This window comes from Streptomyces sp. Y2F8-2, from assembly GCF_014905555.1.
GTDB classification, from domain to species: domain Bacteria; phylum Actinomycetota; class Actinomycetes; order Streptomycetales; family Streptomycetaceae; genus Streptomyces; species Streptomyces cynarae.
This window is the reverse complement of the sequence record NZ_BNGS01000002.1, coordinates 542,541-559,230: the sequence shown is the minus strand read 5'-3', so window position 1 is coordinate 559,230 and position 16,690 is coordinate 542,541. Positions and strand designations below refer to the sequence as shown.

15 protein-coding genes and 1 pseudogene are annotated in these 16,690 nt (G+C 69.5%); 3 read left to right on the top strand and 13 right to left on the bottom strand.

Features of this window, described 5'->3' with window-relative positions:
- Positions 1-33: 33 nt before the first annotated feature.
- A complete protein-coding gene (locus SY2F82_RS07915; RefSeq protein WP_200418236.1) occupies positions 34-849 on the bottom strand; it encodes an alpha/beta fold hydrolase in 816 nt (271 codons plus the stop codon).
- Positions 842-1,429: a TetR/AcrR family transcriptional regulator gene (locus SY2F82_RS07910; RefSeq protein ID WP_200418235.1), complete on the bottom strand. Its 588-nt coding sequence runs from the start codon at positions 1,427-1,429 to the stop codon at positions 842-844. The genes SY2F82_RS07915 and SY2F82_RS07910 overlap by 8 nt, the downstream gene beginning before the upstream one ends.
- 238 nt (positions 1,430-1,667) lie before the next feature.
- On the opposite strand from SY2F82_RS07910, the gene SY2F82_RS07905 reads away from it, so the two are divergent.
- Positions 1,668-2,312, top strand: coding sequence for a CBS domain-containing protein (locus tag SY2F82_RS07905; RefSeq protein ID WP_200418234.1), 645 nt, complete (start codon positions 1,668-1,670; stop codon positions 2,310-2,312).
- A gap of 28 nt (positions 2,313-2,340) precedes the next feature.
- On the opposite strand, the gene SY2F82_RS07900 is transcribed toward SY2F82_RS07905, so the two are convergent.
- Both SY2F82_RS07900 and SY2F82_RS07895 read right to left on the bottom strand, forming a co-directional pair.
- Positions 2,341-2,526 carry a DUF397 domain-containing protein gene (locus SY2F82_RS07900; RefSeq protein WP_200418233.1) on the bottom strand — a complete coding sequence of 62 codons (186 nt, stop codon included), beginning with the start codon at positions 2,524-2,526 and terminating at the stop codon, positions 2,341-2,343.
- The gene (locus SY2F82_RS07895; RefSeq protein WP_200418232.1) at positions 2,523-3,371 is read right to left on the bottom strand and encodes a helix-turn-helix transcriptional regulator; all 849 of its coding nucleotides are present in this window, start codon (positions 3,369-3,371) and stop codon (positions 2,523-2,525) included. Before SY2F82_RS07895 ends, SY2F82_RS07900 begins: the two co-directional genes overlap by 4 nt.
- 153 nt (positions 3,372-3,524) lie before the next feature.
- On the opposite strand from SY2F82_RS07895, the gene SY2F82_RS07890 reads away from it, so the two are divergent.
- Together SY2F82_RS07890 and SY2F82_RS07885 are read left to right on the top strand one after the other, a co-directional pair.
- The gene (locus SY2F82_RS07890) at positions 3,525-3,965 is read left to right on the top strand and encodes an ATP-binding protein (protein ID WP_200418231.1); all 441 of its coding nucleotides are present in this window, start codon (positions 3,525-3,527) and stop codon (positions 3,963-3,965) included.
- 215 nt (positions 3,966-4,180) lie between these two features.
- Positions 4,181-5,422, top strand: a complete 1,242-nt coding sequence (locus SY2F82_RS07885) for an MFS transporter (protein ID WP_236041264.1) — start codon at positions 4,181-4,183, stop codon at positions 5,420-5,422.
- 45 nt (positions 5,423-5,467) lie between these two features.
- Here SY2F82_RS07885 and SY2F82_RS07880 read toward each other — a convergent pair whose 3' ends face one another.
- The 9 genes and pseudogenes from SY2F82_RS07880 to SY2F82_RS07840 form a co-directional block, all read right to left on the bottom strand.
- Positions 5,468-6,268, bottom strand: a complete 801-nt coding sequence (locus SY2F82_RS07880) for an ABC transporter permease (RefSeq protein ID WP_200418630.1) — start codon at positions 6,266-6,268, stop codon at positions 5,468-5,470.
- An 8-nt stretch (positions 6,269-6,276) separates the two neighbouring features.
- Positions 6,277-7,080, bottom strand: coding sequence for an ABC-2 family transporter protein (locus SY2F82_RS07875; protein ID WP_200418229.1), 804 nt, complete (start codon positions 7,078-7,080; stop codon positions 6,277-6,279).
- Positions 7,080-8,099 (bottom strand): ATP-binding cassette domain-containing protein, encoded by a 1,020-nt coding sequence (locus SY2F82_RS07870; RefSeq protein WP_200418228.1) that lies wholly within the window; start codon positions 8,097-8,099, stop codon positions 7,080-7,082. Before SY2F82_RS07870 ends, SY2F82_RS07875 begins: the two co-directional genes overlap by 1 nt.
- Positions 8,096-8,494, bottom strand: a pseudogene (locus SY2F82_RS07865) (MFS transporter); the annotation flags it as partial. The pseudogene SY2F82_RS07865 and the gene SY2F82_RS07870, both read right to left, overlap by 4 nt.
- 102 nt (positions 8,495-8,596) lie before the next feature.
- Positions 8,597-11,452 (bottom strand): glycoside hydrolase family 2 TIM barrel-domain containing protein, encoded by a 2,856-nt coding sequence (locus tag SY2F82_RS07860; protein ID WP_200418226.1) that lies wholly within the window; start codon positions 11,450-11,452, stop codon positions 8,597-8,599.
- A gap of 27 nt (positions 11,453-11,479) precedes the next feature.
- Complete coding sequence (locus tag SY2F82_RS07855) at positions 11,480-12,346, bottom strand: carbohydrate ABC transporter permease (RefSeq protein WP_200418225.1); 867 nt, start codon at positions 12,344-12,346, stop codon at positions 11,480-11,482.
- On the bottom strand, positions 12,343-13,308 hold the full coding sequence (locus tag SY2F82_RS07850; protein ID WP_200418224.1) for a carbohydrate ABC transporter permease: 966 nt from the start codon (positions 13,306-13,308) through the stop codon (positions 12,343-12,345). The genes SY2F82_RS07855 and SY2F82_RS07850 overlap by 4 nt, the downstream gene beginning before the upstream one ends.
- Before the next feature lie 21 nt (positions 13,309-13,329).
- Positions 13,330-14,601 carry an ABC transporter substrate-binding protein gene (locus tag SY2F82_RS07845; RefSeq protein ID WP_200418223.1) on the bottom strand — a complete coding sequence of 424 codons (1,272 nt, stop codon included), beginning with the start codon at positions 14,599-14,601 and terminating at the stop codon, positions 13,330-13,332.
- Positions 14,602-14,827: 226 nt separating this feature from the next.
- Positions 14,828-16,684 carry a glycoside hydrolase gene (locus SY2F82_RS07840; RefSeq protein ID WP_200418222.1) on the bottom strand — a complete coding sequence of 619 codons (1,857 nt, stop codon included), beginning with the start codon at positions 16,682-16,684 and terminating at the stop codon, positions 14,828-14,830.
- Positions 16,685-16,690: the final 6 nt, after the last annotated feature.

Below are 16,690 nucleotides of genomic sequence, written 5' to 3'. Positions count from 1 at the left end.
ACGGGCTCGTGGCCGCGTCTGCGGTTCCTGTGATCAGGTGCCGGTGACGTCGGCGGCGGCCAGTGCGCCGATCAGAAGCCTCGCGAACTCCTCCGGGTGCTCCGCCATGCCCACATGGCCGCCCGGGAACTCCGTGAACGCCGCGCCGGTCAACTCGGCCGCCGACGTGGCCGTGCGGTGGAGGAGCCCATGGCGGGAGTCGACTCCGGCGCCGAGGGTGAGACGTGCGGAGACGGCTTTCAGGGCGGCCAGGTTCGGTGCGTACGCCGTGAACGAGGGCAGGACGTGGGTGAGGAAGATGCCCATGGGGTTGGCCGACTCCTCGCCGGGGGAGGGTGGTTCCGCCTCGGTGACGGCGACCGCGGGCCCGCCCTGCAGCCCCGCTGCCAGCCGGGCCGCGGCGGCCTTCAGCCCCGCCGTCCGATAGGTCTCGCCCACCTCCGCGAACATCGCCCGCTGCCGGGCCGCGTCCGGGAGCACCTCCACGACGGGCGGCTCGTGCGCCACCACGTGCCGCAGCCGGTCGGGGTGGCGGGCGAGCAGGTCGAGTGCCGCGATGCCGCCGGAGCTGAAGCCGATGACGTACGCCGACTCGTCCGGGCGCAGGACGGTTTCGAGAACCCGTCGCGCTCCGTCACTCCACGCCTGGACCCGCTGCTCCGCTACGGGCAGTCCGAGTCGTCCGTGGGCGAGTCCGAGCGGGTCGTACGTGACGACGGTGAAGAGGTCGGCGAGGTGGTCCGTCATGCGGTCGAGCCCCATGGGGTGCCCGGCGCCACCGGGGACGACGAGCAGCACGGGGCCGGTGCCGCGCACGTCGTAATGGAGGTCAGTATGGAGGTCAGTCATGGTCCTTGGTCTCCTCACGGGGCCAGTTCTCCAATGCGACATGCAGGGCGTCGACGGCCTTGCTCCAGGACGCCTCCACGTCGCGGGGAGCACCGAATCCGCCGGTCGCCTCCAGGGCGCAGTAACCGTGGAAGGTGCTGCGCAACAGGCGCACGGCGTCGGTGAGATCGGGCTCGTCAAGGCCGTAGGCGCGCAGCATGCCGTAGGTGATCTCGGCGGTGCGCTGCATGGCCGGGGAGTCGGCCACGAGCGACTGGTCGATGCGGATCTGGGTGGCCGCGTACCGTCCCGGGTGCCGGTGGGCGTACTCCCGGTAGGCGCCGGCGAAGGCGGCCAGCGCCTCCTTGCCGGCGCGCCCGGCGACGGCGGCGGCGATGTCGTCGATCATCTCGCCGCCGGCGAGGAGTGCGACGCGGGTGCGCAGGTCCTGAAGGTTCCTGACGTGCGAGTACAGGCTGGCGTCCTTCACGCCGAAGTGGCGGGCCAGCGCGGAGACGGTGACGTTCTCGAAGCCGACCTCGTCCGCGAGGTCGGCTGCCGCCGCGACGATCCGCTCGACGGTGAGTCCGGCACGGGGCATGGCAAGTCCTTAAACCTAGGGGGCCTAGGTACCAGCCTAGCCTAGGTAGGGGCCACTCGCGCGCGGATTGCGGTGCCAGGCCGAACGTCACTGGTCGCTCGCGCGGCATGGTGTTGTGATGGGTGGGTGGAACGGCGTGGACGTGCCGGCGGGGGCTGCGGGGGCGACGCGTGGTGCGCCGTCCGCTCCGGCGGTCCGACCGCTGCCGCCTCGTCGCATCGTGGAGGAGGCTGATGTCATGCTGCACCGCCGCACGGTCGGTGACGTGATGACCGAGGAGGTGGTCACCCTGCGCCCCGACGCATCGTTCCACGAGGTCGCCGCCCTGCTGGACGCGAACGACATCGCCGCGGCACCGGTCGTCGACGAGGACGGCGCTCCCATCGGTGTCGTGTCCGCCTCCGACGTGCTGCGGCACGAGACCGGGATGCCGGACCCGCGGGGGCGGGACGGGGACGACGAACGTGCCTGGGGAAAGGCGCGGGCCCGGACGGCGGGCGCGCTCATGAGCAGTCCCGTTCACACCGCCCGCGCCGACTGGACGATCCCCCGGGCCGCGCGGGAACTCCGCAGGCGGCACGTGAAGCAACTGCCGGTCGTCGACGACAACGGCCTGCTCGCCGGCATCGTCAGCCGCAGCGACCTGCTGGACGCCTTCATTCGCCCCGATGTCGAGATTCGCAGCGAGGTCGAGCAGGATGTCCTGGGACGCATCCTCGGCCTGGACGAGGGGACCATCGCGGTCGAGGTCCGGGAGGGTGCCGTCACCCTGCGGGGCCAGGTGCCGGAGCCGCGCCTCGGACCGGTGATGGTGGGGCTGTGCCAGGGCGTCGACGGTGTCGTAGACGTGGACGCCCGTCTCGTCACCGCCCGGGCGCGTTAGGGTCCCTGCGGTCGGCGTGGGCGCTGCGTCATTCGCCTCTGGCGAACTCTATGAACTCCGACCAGGCGGTGGGGGAGAGGGTGAGCTGAGGGCCGGTGGCGTTCTTCGAGTCGCGGACGTGGATGGTGGTGGGGCGGGTGGCTACTTCGACGCAGTCGCCGTCACCGCTGCTGCTGTAGCTGCTCTTGAACCAGGCCAGTTCGGTGGTGCTCATAGCGCTCCTCGCATCCGCTCCAGCAGGCTCCGGGAGTCGCCCGGGGAAAGAGCCTGTGAGCGCAGTTTCGCATAACGCATGTGGAGCACACTGATCGATTTCGGGTCGGCGACGAACTGGCCGCTTCGCTGCCCTTCGCAATACCCGAACCATTCGTTCTCTGGGGTCTCGAGCAACTGGATCGGGCCCGCCATGCCCGCGTGGGCCCCCAGGCCCATAGGCAGCAACTGCGCCTCCACGTTTCGGCGTTTCGTGATCTCCAGGATGTGGTCGATGAGTTCACGAGTGACGTCCCGACCGCCGGTCTCCCGTTGGATGACGTACTCCTCGATGATGAAGCTGTACGCAGTGTTGGGCCGCTCGACAAGCAGGCGCTGGCGCTCCTCGCGGGCGGCGAGCTGAGCCTCGATCTGCGAGTCGGTCAGCACAGGCACCTGCTCGTCGAACAGTGTGCGCGCATACGCCTCCGTCTGCAGAAGCCCCGGCACCAACCGGCACTCGTACGTGTACAGACTGATCGCCTGCTCCTCCAGATCCGCCCACTTGCGGAACCACGACGCCAGCCCTGCCTCGCGCCCCACATGCTTGTAGACCCCGCGCAGCGCCCCGAACGCGTCCAGCACCTCTTCCGCCCGCTCGACGAAGGCGCGGGGCGGGAAGCGTCGGCCCTGTTCGATGGACGCCACCGTCGCCGGTTGGTAGCCGACGAGTGGCGCGTACTCCTCCTGCGTGTAGCCCGCCCGCTTGCGGAACGCCTTGTGTGCCGCCCCGAACGCCTTCATGCTGTCGGACGGTTCGGGCTCGCTCGTGGTCGTGGTCGTGCTGCTGATGGTGCTTTCGGTCATCGGCGTAACCCCCCGTGCACTGGTGACAACCCCGCAAGTGCCCCCAGAGTCACGCACCGTGACTCCCACTGTCCACGCCGTGAACTCGTACGGTGCGCAGCGTACGAGTGCCGTGCCTGGTCATGTCCCTGTGACCTGCGGAACCGTCGGACCATGCACGCAGATCCCCAGCTTCAAGCGCCTGTCACCGTACGTACGTTCACCCAGCTGTTCAGCTCGACACCGAGAGGTGCCCGGCTCGCGCGGCGGCTCGTCGCGCACCGCTTGGACGCGTGGGGGTTCCCCTACGACAGCGACGCCGGCCGGAACGTGGCCCTCGTCGTCGCCGAACTCGCCGCCAACGCCGTCCGGCACGGCCGCGTCCCCGGTCGTGACTTCCGGGTCCGGCTGCTGTGGCAGGGCACGGGTGTCGTACGTGTCGAGGTGGCCGACGCGCGGAGCGAACGGCTGCCCGTGCTGCGGGAACCGGACGGCGAAGGCGGGTACGGGCTCAGGCTCGTGGCCGCGGTCTGCGAGCGGTGGGGCACGGAACCGCGGCCGGGTTGCCCGTACAAGGTGGTCTGGGCGGAGGTGAGCGTCAGGCGTTCGGGTTGAGGCCGTTGGACTGGCCCGTGCAGGCGGAACCCGATGCCGTTCGACGGCACGCCGTCGGCCGACCGTCGCCCATGGCCGCCCCAACGGAAAGGTCGCCGTGTCGCAGCCGGCACGAGTGTGGTGAGACGGCTCCGGGCGGCGGCCCGGTCGGCGTACGGTGGTACGTCTTGATCGTTCGTCGCACTCGACCGTGTGCGTGCAGGGGGGAGCCGCCGGTGCGGGAGGCCAAAGGTGTCGGATCGCCGGGACGGAACCGGGACTTCGGGATCTTCTGGACCGCGCAGACCCTCTCGGTCCTCGGTGACTCCTTCGCCCTGATCGCGCTGCCGCTGCTGGTGCTGGAGGCGACCGGGTCCGTCGCTCGGATGGGGCTGTTGACGGCGGTCGCAGGCGCGGCCTCCGTGCTGGCCGGGGTGTTCGCCGGTGTGGTGGTGGACCGGTTGGACCGCAGGAAGCTGCTGATCGCCTGCGACCTGGTGCGGATGGTGCTGTACGGCCTGGTTCCCCTGGTGTGGCTCACCGGACCGCGGGTCTGGCTGCTGTACGCGGTGCTGCCGCTGTGCGAGGCCGTCGGAATGGTGTTCTCGGTCGCGTACGTCACCGTGGTGCGGGGCCTGGTCGACGGCGAGCGGATCACCGCCGCGAACGGCCGGCTGAACGCGACGGCCGCGGCGGCGGGGGTGGTCGGCCCGCTCGGCGCGGGTGTCGTGGCCGCGTGGACGGGGCCGGCCGGGGCCGTCGCGGTGGACGCGGTCAGCTTCGGCGTGTCGGCGGTCTGCCTGACCCTTGTACGGCTCCGGCAGTCCCCGCCGCCCGACCCGGCAACCACCCGACGAGGACTGTGGAAGGACCTGCCGGCGGGGGCGTCCTTCCTGTGGCGCCACCCGGTGCTGCGCGCCCTGACCGTGCTCCTGTCCCTGTTCAGCTTTCTGGAGCTGGGCCTCAACGACGTGCTCATCTACCACCTCAAGCACGACCTCGGGCAGAGCGACGGCACCGTCGGCACCGTCCTCGCGGTCGGCGCCCTCGGCACCATCGCCGGGGCCCTGCTGGTGGCACGGGTACGGCAGGGACTCGGTTTCGGGCCCACCTGGATCGGGGCCGTGACCGTCTGCGGTTGCGCGCTCGCCGGCATCGGCTGGGCCCGTCACGTACCGGCCGTCGCCTTCCTCATGGCGGCGTTCCTCGCATGCGTCAGCATCGCAGGGACCTGCTCCATGTCCCTGCGCCAGCAGGTGACGCCCGAGCACCTGCTGGGCCGGGTCACCTCCGCGTTCTGGACGATCCACTACGCGGCGGCCCCGGTCGGCGCGGCCGTCCTCACCTGGGGGGCCCAGCACCACGGCACGGCGGCGGTGGGGGTGGTGGCCGGGTCGTGCTGCGTGGGCATCGCGGCCCTGGCCCTGCTCACACCCGTACGGACCCGCCGGCCGGAGACGGCCGTCGAAGCCGGCTGAGCGGCTCCGGCGTCGTCAGAGCCTGTGTCACTCACCCGCAGGCTCTCACCCGTTCACCCCCGTGTAGTGCCCCAGGCTCCACCGCCACAGCAGCCGCGACCCCAGATACGCCAGCAGCCCGAGCAGCGGTGAGGCCGCCGCCAGCCAGTACGGGGCGCCCGTGTCGTGGCCGTGGCCGGTCAGCACGGCCGCCGGGAAGTACGCGACGAACGCGAGCGGCAGGCCGAAGGTCAGGAAGCCGCCCACCGCCTTCGGCAGCACGTTCAGCGGATAGCTGCCGAACGTACCGAGCAGTTCTTCCAGCCAGCGGCCCCAGTAGTCGGCGGCCGGGAACCGCAGTGACGCACAGGCCACCGCCGTGAACAGGGCCGCCTCCAGGAGCATGCCGCCGACGAGCGAGAGGATCAGGTACGTGATCCTGCCCGCCGTCCAGTCCAGGTGGCTGCGGCCGAGCGCGCCCGCCATCAGGGCCGCCGCCACCGTCAGGTCACCGATGGCGTTGGTGGGGAAGAACTGCAGCTGGACCTGGCGGTACACGGGCATGGGGCGCAGCAGGTACGCGTCGATCCTGCCCTCCTGGATGTGCCGGCCCAGTCCGTGCACCCGGCCCAGGAACAGCACGAACAGGCCGTGCGCCAGCATCCTCGTCGCCGGGATGAGGAGCACGTCCGAACTGTCCCAGCCGCCCATGCCGGTGAACCGGGTCAGCAGCACCGTCGCGAACACGATCACCGACACCTGCCAGACGGCACCGATGGCGATCATCATCAGGAACTCGGTGCGGTACTCCAGCTGGGCACGGAAGTTGAGACGGGTGATCCGCCATGCGATGCGCAACGCCTTCACCGACACGGTCAGCCTCCCTGGGAGATGACACGCCGGGCGGCCCGCCGCCACAGCAGCCGGGTGAACAAGGACAGGGCCACCACCCACCCCGCCTGGACGGCGAGTTGCGCTCCCGCGTCGGACAGCGGGATGCGGCCCACGTACAGGGACAGCGGCACGCTCAGCGTCGCCTGGAACGGGAGGAAACCGCTCATCGTGACGAACCAGTGCGGGAAGAACCACAGCGGCGCGTACACCCCGGACAGCAGGTTCTGCGCGAAGAGGAGGATCAGCATCGCCGCGGTGTTGCGCAACGTCCAGAAGCACAGCTGGTCGATCAGGAGCGTGACGTAGTGCAGGACCCACTGGCCGAGCAGCAGGCTCAGCGCGAACACCCCGGCCACGGACGCCGACTCGGGGGGCTTCACCACTCCGGCCGCGAGACACACCGCGTATCCGGCCAGGGCCCACACCAGACCGTACAGCTGCTCGCCCAGCGCCCGCAGAGCGTAGTAGCGCTGGGGCGGCAGCGGGCGCAGGTACCAGTACACGATCGTGCCGAAGTGCATGTGCTGGAGCACCGAGTCCCGGCCCGCGTACTGGTCCAGCTCCCGCAGCCGGGAAGCGAGGACCGCGAGCACGGCGTAGGTGACCGCCTGGTCGCGGTCCAGTCCGGCGGTCGTGCCGGTCGCCTGGTACAGGCCGCGCCACAGCGACGCCACGAGCACGACCTGCACGGTCAGCCGCAGCAGGGCGGCCGTGATGCGCGGCGGGGTGAGCAGCTCGCCGAGCGGGGTGACCCGGGCGGCGCGCCAGGCGTACAGGACGGCCATCAGACCCCCTCCGCCTGGAACTCCGCCGGGGAGACCGCCTGGACGTAGGCCGCGCGCATCACGTCCTCCAGGTCCGCCTCGTCGATCCTCAGGTCCGTGACCTCGTACCGCTCGATGATCTGCTTCAGCGCCTGGTGGACCGTCGGCGCGCCCGAGCCGTCCGGGCCGAACACCACCTGTGGCCCGTCCCGCCGCTGCACTGCGATCCCCGGCAGCGGCTCGACCGCCGCGTGCGGATCGGCGAGGGTCGCCCGCACCTGCCACGTCGAGCCGAACCTGCGGCGGATCTCGTCCAGGGTGCCGTCCAGCACCAGTCGCCCGTGGTTGACCAGCACCACCCGCTCGGCCAGCCGTTCGACCTCCGTCATGTCGTGCGTCGTCAGCAGCACGGTCCGGCCGCGTTCCTCCACCTGGTGCCGCAGGAACTCCCGCACCTGCTCCTTGACCACCACGTCCATGCCGATCGTCGGCTCGTCGAGGAACACCACCGGCGGGTCGTGCAGCAGCGCCGCCGCCAGGTCGCAGCGCACCCGCTGGCCGAGCGAGAGATGCCGTACGCGCGTGTCCCAGAAGGAGGACAGTTCCAGCAGCTCGTCGAACTCCTTGAGGCGCGCCGCATGGTCGGCCTTCGGCACCTCGTAGATGTCGCGCAGGATCGCGAACGACTCGCGCACAGGCAGGTCCCACCACAGCTGGGTGCGCTGCCCGAACACCGCCCCGATGTTGCGCGCGTTGCGCTCCCGCTCCTCGTACGGCACCACGCCCGCGACCCGGGCCTCGCCGGACGTGGGGGTGAGGATGCCGGTCAGCATCTTGATGGTGGTGGACTTGCCTGCGCCGTTCGGGCCGAGCAGGGCGAGCAGTTCGCCCGGCGCCACGTCGAACGTGATGTCCGTGACGGCGTGTTTGGTCACCTTCTCCGGGTTGACCAGGGAACGCAGGGCGCCCGCGAAACCGGGGCGGCGGACGGTGGTGAGGAAGGTGCGGGTCAGTCCGCGGACCTCGATGCTCCCGCTCACTCGACGAACCTCCGGGTCAGTTGGATCAGCCGTACGGTCGCCGCGAGCGAGGCGGCCGACAACGCTGTCAGCAGCCACGGAACGGCATGGATGCCAGAGGCTTTGATGCCCAGTCCCAGCAGTGGCGGCGCTGCCACTCCGCCCACCATCGACGCGGCGATGACCCAGGCTCCCGCTCTCTTCGCCTGGGGGAGAGCCCGGTTCAGCCAGGGCAGGCCGGTGGGGAAGACGGGCGCAATGAACAAGCCAACACCCGCATAGGCCACCGGCGCCACACCTTTTACGAGCGACAGCAGCAGACACGCCGTCATCCCGGCCGCGCACACGGTGAGGATGCGCTCGGGGGCGTACCTCAGCGTGAGCGGGACGACGAGGAAGCGGCCCGCCGTCATCAAGCGCCTGGAGCATGCCGATGAGGACGAAACCGACGCAGGACGCGGCCGCGGCCGGACGACTGAACAGCCGTCCGGCCGCGGAGGTCCTCAGGACCGTGTGCGTCAACTGACCTCCGAGAACAGGAAGGAGAACTCCGCGGGCTCGGCCCGCAGGAAGTACTGCGGCAGCGGGCCCGGACCGCAGGACTGTGAACCGATGCCGTGCTGGCCGTGGTCGAGGTTGACCCACACCGTGTCGCCGGGCGTGAGGTCGGTGCGGTGCCGCGCGGCGTCCAGCTGCTCCGTCGTCCAGCGCCGGGCGGTGAAGAAGAACTCCGGGTCGCCCTCGACGCGCAGCCCCCCGATCTCCGCCCAGCGGACGTCGGCGCGGGCGCCGTTCTCCTGCGGGCGCACGTACGGCGTCTGCAGCGCCTCGACCGTGGACTCCCAACGGCCCAGCTGAGCGGCCGCCCTGGTGTCCGGGTACGCCTCGCCGGGGCCGCCGCCGAACCAGGTGACCCGGTCCGCCGCGCCGGACAGTCCGAACCGGATGCCGAGCCGGGGCAGCGGCACCGTCCAGTCGCCCTCGGGTGTGACGGACACGGCCAGCCGCAGCCTCTCCCCGTCCGACGACCAGCGGTACACGGTGGCGAGGCCCACCTCCCAGGCGGCGGGCGCCACCCGGGTCCGCACGGTCAGGGCCCCGTCTTCGAGCTCCACCGCGTCCAGACGGTGCCGCATGCGGTGCAGGCCCAGCTTGCGCCACATGAGGCCGTAACGCAGGTCGGTCTGCCACTCGGCGCCGTCGTCGTTGTCGGTGGTGGCCCGCCAGACGTCCAGGCGCAGGCCGGTCACGTCCACGCCGCCGACGGCCGTCAGCGCGCCCGTGCGGGCGTCGAAGGTGCCCGGACCGAGCGTGATCCGGCCGTCGGTGAGCACGGGAGCCGCGCCCGCGGCGACCGCGACCGGCAGGCGCCCGGACACCGGGAACTGGCCCCACGCCACCTGGTGGCCCTTCGCCCCCCACGCGGTGTCCGCGGCCAGCACCGCCCGCACCGTCCACTGCGTCTCACCGCCGCGCACCTCGGGCGGCTCGGGCAGCTTGACCTCCGCCGACTCTCCGGCCGCGAGCACCGGCACCGACAGCGAGCCCGACTCCACGGCCTCGCCGTCGACCTGGAACGACCACTCGAAGGCGAGCGCGGACAGGTCCGCGAAGTCGTGGACGTTGCGGATCCGCACCGTACGGCCGTCGCCCTCGATGCGGACCGGCTCGATCACCTTCTTGAACTCCACGAGGCCCGGCGACGGCTCACGGTCCGGGAACAGCAGACCGTCGCAGACGAAGTTCCCGTCGTGCAGCTCCTCCCCGAAGTCGCCGCCGTAGGCGTAGCCCAGCTCAGGGTGCTTGATGCCGTGGTCGATCCACTCCCAGATGAAGCCGCCCTGGAGGCGGTCGTAGGACTCGAACAGCCGCTGGTAGTCGGCGATGCCACCGGGGCCGTTGCCCATGGCGTGCCCGTACTCGCAGAGGATGAAGGGCAGCTCGCGGCGCTTGTGGGTGCCCCCGTCCAGTCGGCGGCCGATCTGCTCCACCTCGGCGTGGCCTGCGTACATCCGCGAGTACACGTCCGTGTCACGGCAGTTGATGTCGCCCTCGTAGTGCACCAGCCGTGAGGAGTCACGCCCGTGGATCCACTCGGCCATCGCCGTCAGCCCGCGCCCGGTGCCGGCCTCGTTGCCGAGGGACCAGATCACGACTGACGGGTGGTTCTTGTCGCGCTCGACCATACGGGCGGCGCGGTCGAGCAGCGCCGGGGTCCAGCGGTCGTCGTCGACCGGGTTGTCGCGCCAGGCCTGCTCGACGAAGCCGTGGGTCTCCAGGTCGCACTCGTCGACGACCCACAGGCCGTACTCGTCGCACAGGTCCAGGAAGGCCGGGTGCGGCGGGTAGTGGGAGGTGCGGACGGCGTTGATGTTGTGCCGCTTCATCAGCAGCACGTCCTCGCGCATCGTCTCCAGGTCGAGCGCGCGGCCCTTCTCCGGGTGCCACTCGTGCCGGTTGACGCCCTTGAAGAGGACCGGCCTGCCGTTGACCTTGATCAGGCCGTCCTCGAGGACGACGGTCCGGAACCCGATCCTGAGCGGCACGCGCTCGCCCTCGGTGGCCAGCACCCCGTCGTACAGCGTCGGTGTCTCCGCGGTCCACGGCTCGACGGGCACGGTCACGGACTCACCGGTGGCGACATCGATGCCGAGGGCGGGCACGGTGACCCGGCCGTCGACGTCCGAGTCGACCTTCAGCGTGCCCTCGCCGGTCGTGTGGTCGTAGGAGGCGTGCACGAAGAAGTCCAGGACAGCGCCGGCCGGACGGTGCAGCAGTGTGACGTCCCGGAAGATGCCGGGCAGCCACCACTGGTCCTGGTCCTCCAGGTACGAGCCCGCCGACCACTGGTGGACCCGGACCGCCAGCACGTTGCCGGCCGGCTTGAGCAGATGCCCTACGGCGAACTCGTGCGGCAGCCGCGAGCCCTTGAACTCACCGATGTCCGTGCCGTTCAGCCAGACCCGGGCACACGACTCGACACCGTCGAAGCGGAGCACCGCCCCGCCGTCCGACGGCCAGTCGGACGGCAGGTCGAAGAAGCGCAGATGGTCACCGGTCGGGTTCTCGGTCGGCACGCGCGGCGGGTCGACCGGGAAGGGGTAGAGGTGGTTGGTGTAGATGGGGGAGCCGTGCCCCTGGAGGACCCAGTGACCGGGGACCGAGACCTCCGCCCAGTCCCCCGCGTCGAATCCGGGCTCGGCGAACGCGTCGTCCTCGGCGTCCGCCGTGGCCGACAGCCGGAAGCGCCAGCTGCCGTTGAGAGAGAGGGACGCGGCGTCCGAGGACGCGTACCGGGCGCGCGGCGGCAGGGTGCCGCTGCCCGGGGAGACGTCCTCGACGTAGTCGACGGGGGAATGGGTGCGGAAAGACATCGGTCTCCAGGTCGTGAGAAGAAGGTGTCAGCCCTTGATGCCGGTCTGTGCGATGCCCTGCACCAGCCAGCGCTGCAGGAACAGGAACACGAACACCAGCGGCAGGATGGAAATGGCCGTGGCCATGAAAATCAGATGGAAGTTGACGGTCTGGTTGGTCATGAACGACGAGAGCGCGACCTGCACGGTCCAGGCGCTCGGGTCCTGACCGATGACCAGCGGCCACAGGAAGGCGTTCCAGCCGCTGATGAAGGTGATGGTGGCGATCGCCGTGAAGAAGTTCAGCGAGTTGGGTACGACGATCCGCCAGTACGCGCCCCAGTAACCGAGTCCGTCCACGCGTGCCGCCTCCTCCAGTTCCTTCGGGAATCCGAGGAAGTACTGCCGGAAGAGGAAGCAGGTGAAACCGCTGAACAGGCCCGGGATGATCATGCCGCGGTAGGTGTCCACCCAGCCGAGGGAGGAGACCAGCACGAAGCTGGGCACGAAGGTGACGGCCGTGGGGACCATCAGGGTCGCCAGAACGGCGTAGAAGACCTTGTTCGCGTGCTTGTAGGGGATGCGGGCGAGGCCGTATCCCGCCATGGAGCAGAACAGGAGGGTGCCGATCGTGCTCAGCACGGCGATCACCGTGGAGTTCCACAAGGAGCGGCCGAACTCGACGGTGGGGTCGTTGAAGAGCTCGGAGATGTTGCCCCACTGGAAGGAGGGCAGCAGTTTCCAGTTCTCGCCCGTGATCTCCGGGTCGGTGGACAGGGAGTTGCGGACGATCAGATAGAAGGGGATCAGGAAGAGGACGGCGGCGAGGCTGACGGCGATGTACAGGCCGGTGTTGCCGAGGAGGCCCCCGCGCTTCCTGCGGTTCCTGCCGACGTGCGGTGTGGTGGCGGTCACTTCTCCCCCCCTCCTCCGAAGCCCATGATCTTGCCCTGAGCCAGCGTGACGACACAGATCAGCAGCGACAGAATGACCGCGCCCGCACTGCCGGCGCCGTAGTCCTGGCTCGTGCCGAGAGCCGCTTTGTAGAGCACCATGAGCGGTGTCTGGGCCCAGGTCGCCTTCTGCCCGATGAGGTTGAAGAACTCGTCGAACGCCTGGTAGGCGGCGATGAGCAGCAGCAGGATCACCGCGGTCGAGGTGGCCCGCAGCTGCGGAAGGGTGATGTGGCGGAAGGTCTGCCAGCCCCGCTTGGCGCCGTCGATGGCGGCGGCCTCGTACAGCTCCGGCGGGATGTTCTGCAGCGCCGCCAGGAACAGGATCATGTAGAAGCCGGCCTGGATCCACAGCCGCAGGGTCACGATGACCAGCCAGTACCAGGGCGGGCTCGGGTCAACCAGCCAGGCGATGTTGTCGACGCCGAACCAGCTCAGGACGGTGTTGGCCAGTCCGAAGCGGACGCCGCTGAAGATGGACATCTTCCAGATCAGGGCGGCGGCGACGTAGGACACGGCGGTCGGCAGGAAGAACACCGACCGGAAGAACGCCCGCATGAACCGCAACCGGTTCACCAGCAGCGCCAGACCCAGCGACAGCGCCCAGGTGGTCGGCACGATGAACGCGGCGAACACCGTGAACGTCAGGAGCGAGCCGGGGAAGTCGCTGTTGGTGAGGATCTGCTTGTAGTTGTCGAAGCCGATGAAATGGCTCGGCGTGACGGTGTAGCGCGCGTCGAAGAAGCTGAGCCAGACGGACCAGATGATCGGCACGAAGACGAAGATCGCCAGGCCGATGAGGAACGGCCCGGTGAAGAGCCAGAAGTTGAGCGTCGGATTGCCCCGCAGGCCCCGCCGCGACCGGGCCGGGGAGGCCTTGGCCGGGGCGGGCTGGGCGACCCCGCGTGTGGTGGTGGTCGACATGGTCGTGGTCTTCCCGGCGGCCTATCCGAAGAGCTTCTTGAGCTCGACGTTGACCTTCTTGTCGCAGGTGTCGAGCGCGGCCTCGGGGTTGCCGTTCTTGCGGACGCAAGACGCGAGCACCTCGCTGAAGGCGTTCTGCATGGTCTGGTCGAAGCCGATGTTGTCGAAGTGGCCGTAGTCGGTGAAGAGCTTGATGCCCTCAGCCGGCAGACCGGACTTGAGCTTGGTGGCCTGGTTGGCTATCGAGGTGCGCGGCGGGATGTGGAAGCCGTACGAGGTGGCCCAGTCCTCCTGGTACTGCTTCTGGTCGATCCAGAGCCACTTGACGTACTCCTTGGCCGCGTCGACGTTCTTGCCCTTGGCGTTGACGAACATCGACCAGCCGCCGTTGTAGACCGACTGCTTGCCCGCGCTGCCGATCTTCGGGAACGGGAAGATGCCGAGGTCGTCGCCGAGGGCCTGCTGCATGGCCGGCATGGACCACATGCCGCCCCACTGGATGGCGCACAGGCCCTGGTTGAGCGAGGACGGGTCCCAGAAGTCGGTCGGGGCGCCCAGCAGCACATTGCCGCTGGTGAACAGGGTCCGCAGCTTCTTCAGCCCCTCGACGACGCCGTCCGTGTGGTAAGCGATCTTGTTGCTGGCGTCGAGGGTGTCGGCCCCGGCCGACCAGATCAGGTTGTTCTGGATCGCGGTGAAGTCGTTGCCCAGGAAGAGGCCCTTGACCTTGCCCGTGGTGAGCTTGGCGGCGGCCTCGATCAGTTCGTCGAGGGTGGTGGGGACGTCGACCTTGGCCTTCTCCAGCATCGACTTGCGGTAGTAGAAGAACTGCGGGTCGTCGATCATCCGGATCCCGTAGATCTTCCCGTCGACCGTGTGGGACTTGATGTCGTTCGGGTTGAAGTCGTCCTTGACCGGGTCGATGATGTCGCTCAGGTCCGCCACCTGGCCGCTCTTGACGAGCTGCAACTGCGGGTGGAACTCGAAGACGTCGGGCGCCTTGCTGCTGAGCAGGGCCGCGAAGAGCGCCGACTCGAAGTTGTTGCCGGTGATCCAGCTCGTGCTGACGTCGGCCTTCTTGTACGCGGCGGCGTACCGCTTGATGGCCTGCTCCGTCCCCGCCTCGCCGTACGCGTGGAAGTACTGGACCAGCTGCTTGCCCGAACCTGACCCGCCGGACCCGCCCCGGCCGTTGTTGCTGCCACACGCGGCAAGGGTGCCCGCGGCGGCCATGCCCGCGGCGGCCCGGAGGATTGATCGGCGGGACCAGTTGCTGTTGCTCGTTGCCGACATGCTGACGTCCTTGTCTCGAAGCGCGGCTGCGGCTCTTGCGGCTCAGCGCGAGGTGGTTCGAAGGAGGTGCGGTGCGGGACGTTAGATCTTCGGCTAAGGCTTCGGCAAGGGGTTGGACGAAGTCTGTGCGAAACGTTGTGTCCGGTTCGGAATGACGAACAAGGGGGTGGACCCGGGTGAGGGCCGCCGGGTCAGGGGTGTCGGCGGGCCCTCGGTTCCGGGGGTTTTACTGCCTGGACCAGGCCTCGTTGGGGCCGCCGTTGCAGCTGTACAGGATCACCTTGCCGCCGTCGGCGGTCGCCTGACCGCTGACGTCCAGGCACTTGCCGGACGCCTCGTTGACGATCTGGCCGTTCGCGTTGAGCAGCCACCGCTGGGTGGCGTCACCGGTGTGGTCGGCGGCGGTGGTGAGCCCCGAACTTCCGGCGGTCAGATAGCCGTTCCCGCCCTTCAGGGTGCCGTCCGCGTCGTACGACCAGGACTGCTCGGTCGCGCCCGTGCAGGTGTCGATCGCGGCACCCGAGGCGCCCGCCGTCAGGCACTTGCCGGACTGCGCGCCCTTCCAGGCGCCCGTGACGGCCGTCGTGGCGTGCCCGCGCTGGTCGAGGACGAAGGTCGTGATCGAGCGCGCGGCGAGGGTGGTGGAGACCGTGGAGCCGGTCACGGCCGGCTTGCCGACGGAGGCCCAGTTCTCCGTGGCCGAGGTCCTGACCGCCTTCTCGGCCCGCACCGGCGCCCTGCTGTTGAAGTGCAGGTCCAGCGCCGTGTCGGTGGTGTTGTGGTTGTTGACCACGACCACCCACTTGCCCTTGTCGTCGTACGTCGTGACCTCGACCCCGCTCGGTGCGCCGGTCACGTTGTGCGCGACCGCGCCCGGCCTGACGAACTTGCTGTACTGGCCGAGCGCGTAGTACCGCTTGGTGAAGTACAGCTTCTGGTTGCCGTTCGTCGCGTAGTCGGGGTCGTAGTAGATCAGGCCGTCGTTCCAGCCCTGGTCGTTCCTCGTGTAGGGGTCGGTGCCGTAGCCGCTGGCCAGGGCCACCCACCACTGGAACGCCGAGTCGTGCGCGGTCGCGAAGTCCTTGTAGATGATCCGCGACATCAGCAGGGCGTTGTCGATCGTCGGGTCGTACTCCTGGTTCCAGCCCGTGGAGCCCTTGCCGAAGCAGCAGATCTCCGTGGCCCAGGGCTGTTTGCCCACGGCCTTCGACGTCTCGTAGATGTTGGCGAGCTGCCCGTCGTCGGGGTTGTTGTAGGTGTGATGGGCCAGCTCGGAGACGTACTGGGCGGTGCCGGGCTGCGAGATCCACTGCGGGAGTTCGCTGGTGAACTGCGTGGTCTTGCTGGACTCGTCCGCGATGATGCCGGTCTTCTGGTGCCGTGCCTTCTGTTCGGCGCCCAGAGCCCGCACGATGTCGTCGCGCTGGTCGACGGGTACCGGCATGCCTTCCTGGCCGCAGTCGGCGAAGCTGTTGTCCGGCTCGTTGAAGGGGCTGATGTAGTCGAACTTCGCGCCCTGCCGTGCGAAGTGGTCCGTCACGTCGGCTATGTACTTCGCGAAGTCGGCCTCGTTCTCCGCCTTCAGCCGGCCGCCGCAGCTCTTCCCGTTGGTCGTCCACTGGGCGGGGGCGCTGTTGACGAAGCCGATCAGGTCCTTCACGCCGTATGTCGCGGCGTACTTCAGGAACGTCCGTCCGCCGTCGTCCCTGCTCCAGTCATAGGTGCCGTCGGCGTTCAGGAAGTCCTCGGCGGCGCGGGCCGGGGTGGTGACCGCGACGCCGCCACCGCCGATGTTGTAGCGGTACGAGCTGAGGTCCAGGCCGTCCTTCGAGAAGAGCAGCTTCGCGACCCGGGCCTGGACGGAGGGTGAGAAGTGCTGGAGGTCGTTGACCCACCAGGCACCGGAGGCGCCGATGTTGTCGATGGTCTGAGCCGCGTGGGGGGAGACCTCGGCCGTCGGGGGGTCGGCGGCCCCGGCGGGCGGGGCGGAGATCAGGGCCCCCGTGACAGCGAGTGCGGCCGCGGCTGTCGCGAGGACGGATCTGTCGATGGTTCTGCCGGCGGAGCGTTTCGTGCGCGTCAACGGTGC

What these genes read in the sequence shown, in the direction of transcription:
- SY2F82_RS07915 (WP_200418236.1), bottom strand. Translation starts at nt 849, where the DNA reads ATGACTGACCTCCATACTGACCTCCATTACGACGTGCGCGGCACCGGC.
- SY2F82_RS07910 (WP_200418235.1), bottom strand. Translation starts at nt 1,429, where the DNA reads ATGCCCCGTGCCGGACTCACCGTCGAGCGGATCGTCGCGGCGGCAGCC.
- SY2F82_RS07905 (WP_200418234.1), top strand. Translation starts at nt 1,668, where the DNA reads ATGCTGCACCGCCGCACGGTCGGTGACGTGATGACCGAGGAGGTGGTC.
- SY2F82_RS07900 (WP_200418233.1), bottom strand. Translation starts at nt 2,526, where the DNA reads ATGAGCACCACCGAACTGGCCTGGTTCAAGAGCAGCTACAGCAGCAGC.
- SY2F82_RS07895 (WP_200418232.1), bottom strand. Translation starts at nt 3,371, where the DNA reads ATGACCGAAAGCACCATCAGCAGCACGACCACGACCACGAGCGAGCCC.
- SY2F82_RS07890 (WP_200418231.1), top strand. Translation starts at nt 3,525, where the DNA reads ATGCACGCAGATCCCCAGCTTCAAGCGCCTGTCACCGTACGTACGTTC.
- SY2F82_RS07875 (WP_200418229.1), bottom strand. Translation starts at nt 7,080, where the DNA reads ATGGCCGTCCTGTACGCCTGGCGCGCCGCCCGGGTCACCCCGCTCGGC.
- SY2F82_RS07860 (WP_200418226.1), bottom strand. Translation starts at nt 11,452, where the DNA reads ATGTCTTTCCGCACCCATTCCCCCGTCGACTACGTCGAGGACGTCTCC.
- SY2F82_RS07850 (WP_200418224.1), bottom strand. Translation starts at nt 13,308, where the DNA reads ATGTCGACCACCACCACACGCGGGGTCGCCCAGCCCGCCCCGGCCAAG.
- SY2F82_RS07845 (WP_200418223.1), bottom strand. Translation starts at nt 14,601, where the DNA reads ATGTCGGCAACGAGCAACAGCAACTGGTCCCGCCGATCAATCCTCCGG.